Raw genomic sequence first — 7,076 nt, forward strand, 5'->3', positions numbered from 1 at the left:
TGGAGCTGCACTCCCTGGGCACGGGCCGCCGCCCGCGCGCGGCGCTCGCCGTCGGCACGGCCACCGCTCCCGGCACGGCGGAGCGGTACGCCGTCCACTCGGCGATCGCGCTCCTGACCCTGACGACGGAACGCTCCCGTTCCCTGCGTGCGGCCGAGCAGCGCATCGGCGCGGCGGTCCTGCACCTGCTCCTCGCGGGCGAACCGGACCACGCGCGCGCGGTGGCCGGCGACCTGTACGAGGGCCTCCTGGACGCGCCGTTCCGGGTGCTCGTCGTGGAACCGGGTCCCCACGCGCGCGTGCCCTCCGAAACCCCCTCCCCCGCACGCGTACCCGACGACACCCCCCTGGACGAGTTCGCCGAGGCCCTCGAATCCGCAGCGGCCCGCGCGGGCGAACCCGTCCTGGTCGTCCCGGCGGCGGAGGCCGGCCGGCTGGTGGTCGTGGCGGTGGACGACGGCGCGGCGCTGGCGGAGACGGTGGAGTACGCGGCGGAGGTGGAGGCGGACCGTTCGCGGGAGGGGCACGCCCTGCTGATGGGCCTGTCGGGTCCGGCGGGGCCGAGTACGGCGGCGGCCGGCCACAAGCAGGCGGAGCAGGCCCTGTCGGTGGCCCGCCGCCGGGGCAGGGTCTTCGTGGAGCACGACCGGCTGGCGTCGGGCTCGGTGCTGCCGCTCCTCGCGGAGGACGCGGTGCGGGCGTTCTCGGAGGGCCTGCTGCGGGCCCTGTACGAGCACGACGCGACGGGCCGTGGTGATCTGGTCGCCTCGCTGCGGGCGTGGCTCTCCCGGCACGGCCAGTGGGACGCGGCCGCCGCCGATCTGGGAGTGCACCGGCACACGCTGCGCTACCGGATGCGCCGCGTGGAGGAGATCCTGGGCCGTTCGCTGGACGACCCGGACGTGCGGATGGAGCTGTGGCTGGCGCTCAAGGCGACGGCCGGTTCATGACCGCGTCGGCCGCACGGGCGGCCGACGTGTGCGGCACCCTCCCCGGATTCGGGGGACGCGGAGGTGTGCTCACGGTCCGGTCAGCCGGTGATCACGCCTCCTCCCCCGCGGCGAGCCCCGCGGCGGCCTCGTGCATGGCGAGTTCGAGGAGCGCGGGGTCGTTGAGCGTGCCGGTGCCGTCCGGCGGGACGAGCCAGCGGACAGCGCCGGTGGAGCGGCCCGGGTAGGGGACGACGATCCAGGTGCCGTTGCCGGCGCTGCGGATGCCGGTGCCGAGCCAGCGGGCGGCGGTGCCCGGGGGGACGAAGAAGCCCATGCGGTTGTCGCCGAAGTCGGCGAGGACCGGTCCGGTGCGGTCGAGGATGCGGGTCAGGACGTCGAGCGTCGGGTAGCCGAGGTCACCCGGCAGGATGAGCACGTCCCAGGCGCGTCCGGCGGGCAGCAGCGCGACCCCGAGGGGGTTGCGCTCCCACTCCCACCGGCAGGCGTCGGGGTCGGGTGCGACGGACACCAGCCATTCGACGGCGGTCTTGGCACCGGTCATCGGTGAACCTCCCTTTCTGCCGACGCGCTCGCACCGTGCGGGCGCGTCACGAGGAAGAGAGGGAGGTTCACCGGGGAGCATTACGCGGGTTCGGCCGGTGATCTGGAGTGAACCGGATCACATGTCAGCTGTCGAAGCCGAGTCCCATCCGGTCCATGGTCCGCAGCCAGAGGTTTCTGCGCCCCGCACGCGCGTCCGCGCGCGCCAGTGACCATTTGGTGAGCGCGATGCCCGTCCAGGCGAACGGTTCGGGCGGGAACGGGAGCGGTTTCTTCCGGACCATGGCCAGCGATGTCCGTTCCGTGGGCTGTCCGGCGAGGAGGTCGAGCATGACCTCGGCGCCGAAGCGGGTGGCCCCGACGCCGAGCCCGGTGTACCCGGCGGCGTACGCCACGCGGCCGTGGTGGGCGGTACCGAAGAAGGCGGAGAAGCGTGAGCAGGTGTCGATCGCGCCGCCCCACGCGTGCGTGAAGCGGGTGCCCTCCAGTTGGGGGAAGCACGTGAAGAAGTGCTCCGCGAGCTTGGCGTAGGTCTCGGGGCGGTCGTCGTACTCGGCGCGGACCCGGCCGCCGTAGGGGTAGATCGCGTCGTAGCCGCCCCACAGGACGCGGTTGTCGGAGGTGAGCCGGAAGTAGTGGAACTGGTTCGCGGAGTCCCCGAGCCCTTCGCGGCCGTGCCAGCCGATGTCGGCGAGCTGCGTTCCGGTGAGGGGCTCGGTCATCAGGGCGTAGTCGTAGACGGGCACTGTGTAGGCGCGTACGCGCTTGACGAGGCTCGGATAGATGTTCGTGCCCAGAGCGACCTGCCGGGCCCTCACACGGCCGTACGGCGTCTTCACGGCCATGCCGCCGCCGTAGGTGACCAGGTCGAGGGCGGGGGTGTGCTCGTAGACGCGGACGCCGAGCCTGCGGCACGCCTGTTTGAGGCCCCAGGCGAGTTTCGCGGGGTGGAGCAGGGCGACGCCTCCGCGGTCGTACAGTCCGGCCTCGAAGGTCGGGGAGTCGACGCGGGCGCGGACGGCGTCGGCGTCGAGGAACTCCATGCCGTCGGCGAGGCCCTCGCGCGCGAGGCGGTCGTACCAGTCGCGCAGTTCCCACGCCTGGTAGGTCTCGGTGGCGACGTCGATCTCGCCGGTGCGCTCGAAGTCGCAGTCGATGCCGTGCAGCTTGAGGGACTCCTCGATGGCGTCGAGGTTGCGGGCGCCGAGTTCTTCGAGGCGGTGGATCTCGTCGGGCCAGCGGGCGAGGCCGTTGGCCAGGCCGTGGGTGAGGGAGGCGGCGCAGAAGCCGCCGTTGCGGCCCGAGGCGGCCCAGCCCACCTCGCGGGCCTCCAGCAGGACGACGTCCCGCGCGGGGTCGCGTTCCTTGGCGACGAGCGCCGTCCACAGCCCGCTGTAGCCGCCGCCCACGACCAGCAGGTCGCAGGTCTCGGCGGCGGTCAGCGCGGGCTCGGGAGCGGGCTTGCCGGGGTCTTCCAGCCAGTACGGGACCGGCTGGGCTTCGGAAAGGGACTTCGTGTGTGTGCCACGGCTCATGGCGCTAGGGGCCATGATTCCAACTCCCTACAAGGTGTTTCCCGAAGGCGTTACGCCTTCTGTCTGTTACGGCGTTTCCCTGCGGCCATGGAGGCCAGCACCAGCAGAACGGCGACGAGGAACATCGCCGTGCCGATGACGTTGATCTGCACGGGCGTACCGCGCTGCGCCGAACCCCAGACGAACATGGGGAAGGTGACGGTCGACCCGGCGTTGAAATTGGTGATGATGAAATCGTCGAAGGAGAGCGCGAAGGCGAGCAGCGCACCCGCGGCGATTCCGGGTGCCGCGATCGGCAGGGTGACCCGCAGGAACGTCTGCGCCGGTCCGGCGTAGAGGTCCCGGGCGGCCTCTTCGAGGCGCGGGTCCATCGACATGACGCGCGCTTTGACGGCCGTCACGACGAAGCTGAGGCAGAACATGATGTGCGCGATGAGGATCGTCCAGAAGCCCAGCTGGGCGCCCATGTTGAGGAACAGGGTGAGCAGTGAGGCGGCCATGACGACCTCGGGCATCGCCATCGGCAGGAAGATCAGCGAGTTGACGGCGCCCCGCGCGCGGAACCGGTAGCGGACCAGCGCGAAGGCGATCATCGTGCCGAGCGCGGTCGCCCCGAGGGTCGCCCAGAAGGCGATCTGGAGGCTGAGGGAGAGCGATCCGCACATTCCGGCGACCCCGCACGGGTCTTTCCACGCGTCCAGGGAGAAATTCTGCCACTCGTAATTGAAGCGGCCTTTCGGTTTGTTGAAGGAGAAGACCGTGACGACGACGTTCGGCAGCAGGAGATAAGCCAGCGTGCACAGTCCGGCGATGACGACGAAATGGCGTTTGAGCCAGGACATCAGACGAGATCCTCCGTCCCGGAACGGCGAATGTAGAACGTGACCATGAGCAGGATCGCGGCCATGAGGAGGAAACTCAGCGCGGCGGCCGTCGGATAGTCGAGGACGCGCAGGAACTGGGTCTGGATGACGTTCCCGATCATGCGGGTGTCGGTCGAGCCGAGCAGTTCCGCGTTGACGTAGTCGCCGGACGCCGGGATGAACGTCAGGAGCGTCCCGGAGACCACCCCGGGCATCGACAGCGGGAAGGTGACCTTCCGGAACGTCGTCCACGGGCGCGCGTACAGGTCGCCGGCGGCTTCGTGGAGGCGGCCGTCGATGCGTTCCAGGGACGTGTACAGCGGCAGGATCATGAACGGCAGGAAGTTGTACGTCAGCCCGCAGACGACGGCCAGCGGCGTCGCGAGGACCCGGTCACCGGCCGTCCAGCCGAGCCAGCTCGTGACGTCGAGGACGTGCAGGGCGTTCAGGGCTCCGACGACCGGGCCGCCGTCCGCGAGGATCGTCTTCCAGGCGAGGGTGCGGATCAGGAAGCTGGTGAAGAACGGCGCGATCACCAGGACCATGATCAGGTTGCGCCAGCGTCCCGCGCGGAACGCGATCAGGTAGGCCAGCGGATAGCCGAGGACGAGGCACAGGGCGGTCGCTGCGGCGGCGTACAGCACCGAGCGCAGGAACTGCGGCCAGTACTCCTGGAGGGCGTCCCAGTAGGTCGCGAAGTGCCAGGTGACCTGGTAGCCGTCTTCGAGTGAGCCGGTCTGCACGGACGTGGACGCCTGGTAGATCATCGGCAGCGCGAAGAACACGACCAGCCACAGGAGGCCGGGCAGGAGCAGCCAGTACGGCGTCCAGCGGCCTCTTCGGCGCACGCGCGCGGGTGCGTCGTTCCCGGGTTCGGGCTCCGCTTTGGTGAGGGTCGCCGCCATCAGACGACCGCCTCTTCCTCGGTGCCCGCGTCGATGTCCTGGGAGGCGTCGAGCCCGAAGGTGTGCTCCGGCGCCCAGTGCAGGACGACCTCGGCGCCGGGGGCGAGACGGGCGTCCCGGTCGACGTTCTGGACGTACACCGCGAACTCGGGGCAGACGGCCGTCCGGATCACGTACTGCGTCGACACGCCGATGAAGCTGGCGTCGGCGATCGTCCCGCGCAGGCGGTTGCGGCCCTGAGGGACGGCCGTTTCGTCGTCCGCGTGGGTGATGGCGATCTTCTCGGGGCGGACGCCGATCAGGACCTTGCCGCCGGCCGGACAGCGCGCCTCGGGGAGGGCGATCCTGCCGTCCGCGACCTTGAGGACGACCTCGCCGGCGCCGCGGCTCGCGACCTCGGCCTCGATGAGGTTGGAGGTGCCGAGGAAGTTCGCGACGAACGTCGTCCTCGGGTTCTCGTAGAGGTCGGCGGGGGAACCGAGCTGTTCGACGCGGCCCCCGTTCATCACGGCGACCGTGTCGGCCATCGTCATGGCCTCCTCCTGGTCGTGCGTGACGTGCACGAAGGTGATGCCGACCTCGGTCTGGATGCGCTTGAGCTCCAGCTGCATCTGACGGCGCAGCTTCAGGTCGAGGGCGCCGAGGGGCTCGTCGAGGAGGAGCACCTTGGGGTGGTTGATCAGCGCGCGGGCGACGGCGACGCGCTGCTGCTGGCCGCCGGAGAGCTGGTGGGGCCGTTTACGGGCCTGCTCGCCGAGCTGGACGAGGTCGAGCATGTCGCCGACCTGTTGTTTCACGCTCTTGATGCCGCGCCGCCTGAGCCCGAAAGCGACATTTTCGAAAATGTCGAGGTGAGGGAAGAGCGCGTAGGACTGGAACACCGTGTTGACGGGCCGCTTGTAGGGCGGCAGCCGGGTGACGTCCTGGTCGCCGAGGTGGACGGTGCCGCTGGTCGGCTCCTCCAGGCCCGCGATCATCCTCAGGGTCGTCGTCTTCCCGCAGCCCGACGCGCCCAGCAGGGCGAAGAAGGAGCCCTGCGGGACGGTCAGGTCGAGCGGGTGCACGGCGGTGAAGGCACCGTAGGTCTTGCCGATGCCGGAGAGGCGGACGTCGCCGCTGTTGTCTGTCATGGTCGTCACGCCCCAGTGAGCTTCGCGAACTTCGCTTCGAATGCGGTCTCCTCGCTCGCGCTCAGCGAACGGAAGGAGTGCGACTTGGCCTGCATCGCCTTGTCGGGGATGATCAGCGGGTTGTTCGCCGCATCCGGGTCGATCTTCGCAAGTGCCTCCCGGACGCCGTCCACCGGACATACGTAATTGATGTACGCGGCGAGCCGGGCGGCCGGTTCGGGCTCGTAGTAGTAGTCGATGAGCCGCTCGGCGTTCGTCTTGTGGCGTGCCCTGTTGGGGATCACCAGGTTGTCGCTGGACGTCATGTAGCCGCTGTCGGGGATGACGAAATCGATGTCCGGGCTGTCCGCCTTGAGCTGGACGACGTCCCCGGCCCAGGCGACGCAGGCGGCGAGGTCGCCCTTGGTGAGGTCGGCGGTGTAGTCGTTGCCGGTGAAGCGGCGGATCTGGCCGTTGTCGACGCCCTTCTGGAGGCGTGCGATCGCCGCGTCGTAGTCGTCGGCGGTGACCTTCGCCGGGTCCTTGCCCATGTCGAGCAGGGTCATGCCCATGCTGTCGCGCATCTCGGTGAGGAAGCCGACGCGGCCCTTCAGCTTGCGGTTGTCGAGGAGGTCGGAGACCGACTTCACCTCGATGCCGTCGAGGGCCTTCTTGTTGAAGGCGACGACCGTCGAGATGGCCTGCCAGGGGTAGGAGTACGCCCGGCCCGGGTCCCAGTCGGGGGTGCGGAACTGGCCGGTGAGGTTGGCGAAGGCGTGCGGCAGGTTGGACGCGTCCAGTTTCTGGACCCACCCCAGGCGGATCACCCGCGCGGCGAGCCAGTCGGTGAGGACCATCAGGTCGCGGCCGGTGTCCTGGCCCGCGGCGAGCTGCGGCTTGATCTTGCCGAAGAACTCGTTGTTGTCGTTGATGTCCTCGGTGTACCGGACGGATATCCCGGTGCGCCGGGTGAACGCGTCGAGGGTGGGGTGGCGCTTGCCGCTCTTGTCGACGTCCATGTACTCGGTCCAGTTGGAGAAGTTGACGGTCTTCTCCTTGGCCGAGCGGTCGTCGGCGGACGTGCCGCCCTCGGTCTTCCCCGCGGCCGGGATGCCGCAGGCGCTGAGCGCCCCGAGGCCGCCCAGGGCCAGCGCGCCACCCGTGGAGGCGC

7 protein-coding genes are annotated in these 7,076 nt (G+C 69.9%); 1 reads left to right on the forward strand and 6 read right to left on the reverse strand.

The window, feature by feature from the left end:
- Positions 1 to 950: PucR family transcriptional regulator (locus tag ACVNF4_RS29885; protein WP_461806004.1), on the forward strand; the 950-nt coding region annotated here is incomplete at its 5' end.
- A gap of 91 nt (positions 951 to 1,041) precedes the next feature.
- On the opposite strand, the gene ACVNF4_RS29890 is transcribed toward ACVNF4_RS29885, so the two are convergent.
- The 6 genes from ACVNF4_RS29890 to ACVNF4_RS29915 form a co-directional block, all read right to left on the reverse strand.
- A complete protein-coding gene (locus tag ACVNF4_RS29890; RefSeq protein ID WP_461806005.1) occupies positions 1,042 to 1,494 on the reverse strand; it encodes a bifunctional DNA primase/polymerase in 453 nt (150 codons plus the stop codon).
- A gap of 124 nt (positions 1,495 to 1,618) precedes the next feature.
- Positions 1,619 to 3,043 (reverse strand): NAD(P)/FAD-dependent oxidoreductase, encoded by a 1,425-nt coding sequence (locus tag ACVNF4_RS29895; RefSeq protein WP_461806006.1) that lies wholly within the window; start codon positions 3,041 to 3,043, stop codon positions 1,619 to 1,621.
- A gap of 35 nt (positions 3,044 to 3,078) precedes the next feature.
- On the reverse strand, positions 3,079 to 3,870 hold the full coding sequence (locus tag ACVNF4_RS29900) for an ABC transporter permease (protein ID WP_461806007.1): 792 nt from the start codon (positions 3,868 to 3,870) through the stop codon (positions 3,079 to 3,081).
- Positions 3,870 to 4,796, reverse strand: coding sequence for an ABC transporter permease (locus ACVNF4_RS29905; RefSeq protein WP_461806008.1), 927 nt, complete (start codon positions 4,794 to 4,796; stop codon positions 3,870 to 3,872). Before ACVNF4_RS29905 ends, ACVNF4_RS29900 begins: the two co-directional genes overlap by 1 nt.
- Positions 4,796 to 5,935, reverse strand: a complete 1,140-nt coding sequence (locus ACVNF4_RS29910) for an ABC transporter ATP-binding protein (RefSeq protein WP_461806009.1) — start codon at positions 5,933 to 5,935, stop codon at positions 4,796 to 4,798. Before ACVNF4_RS29910 ends, ACVNF4_RS29905 begins: the two co-directional genes overlap by 1 nt.
- Positions 5,932 to 7,076 (reverse strand): polyamine ABC transporter substrate-binding protein (locus ACVNF4_RS29915; protein ID WP_461806010.1); only part of this gene is annotated, 1,145 nt, incomplete at its 5' end. The genes ACVNF4_RS29915 and ACVNF4_RS29910, both read right to left, overlap by 4 nt.

It is taken from the genome of Streptomyces sp. S6 (assembly GCF_054880855.1).

Excerpts from the sequence above, each read along its gene's own strand:
- ACVNF4_RS29890 (WP_461806005.1), bottom strand. The coding sequence starts at position 1,494 with ATGACCGGTGCCAAGACCGCCGTCGAATGGCTGGTGTCCGTCGCACCC.
- ACVNF4_RS29895 (WP_461806006.1), bottom strand. The coding sequence starts at position 3,043 with ATGGCCCCTAGCGCCATGAGCCGTGGCACACACACGAAGTCCCTTTCC.
- ACVNF4_RS29900 (WP_461806007.1), bottom strand. The coding sequence starts at position 3,870 with ATGTCCTGGCTCAAACGCCATTTCGTCGTCATCGCCGGACTGTGCACG.
- ACVNF4_RS29905 (WP_461806008.1), bottom strand. The coding sequence starts at position 4,796 with ATGGCGGCGACCCTCACCAAAGCGGAGCCCGAACCCGGGAACGACGCA.